This is a genomic window from Pseudomonas sp. FSL R10-1339 (assembly GCF_009600545.1).
Classification (GTDB): domain Bacteria; phylum Pseudomonadota; class Gammaproteobacteria; order Pseudomonadales; family Pseudomonadaceae; genus Aquipseudomonas; species Aquipseudomonas bubulae.
This window is the reverse complement of sequence record NZ_WIVQ01000348.1, coordinates 1-236: the sequence shown is the minus strand read 5'-3', so window position 1 is coordinate 236 and position 236 is coordinate 1. Positions and strand designations below refer to the sequence as shown.

At 49.2% G+C, this 236-nt stretch carries 1 protein-coding gene; it reads right to left on the bottom strand.

Going from position 1 to position 236, the window contains the following annotated elements; all coding sequences use genetic code 11:
- Window positions 1–204 (bottom strand): hypothetical protein (locus GHO03_RS25010; RefSeq protein WP_153400727.1); only part of this gene is annotated, 204 nt, incomplete at its 3' end.
- Between the last annotated feature and the right edge of the window lie 32 nt (window positions 205–236).

The window sequence follows — 236 nt, the reverse complement described above, 5'->3', positions numbered from 1 at the left end:
CGGCCCGTACGAACCGCGGATAGTGTCATAACGTTTGATACCGTCCTGATAGTACGGAATGCGGCCTTTGACTTTTAAGCCACGGTTTTCCAGCCATTCACAACTCTCTTGCGCACGCGCCACAAAAAGCGGAAGGCAATCGGGACTGCTGTAAGGCGCCACATTAACGAAGAAGGTTTCAATGAACATCTTATCCATGAGCATGCAGATCTCTCGTAGCGGATAGTTTTATGACA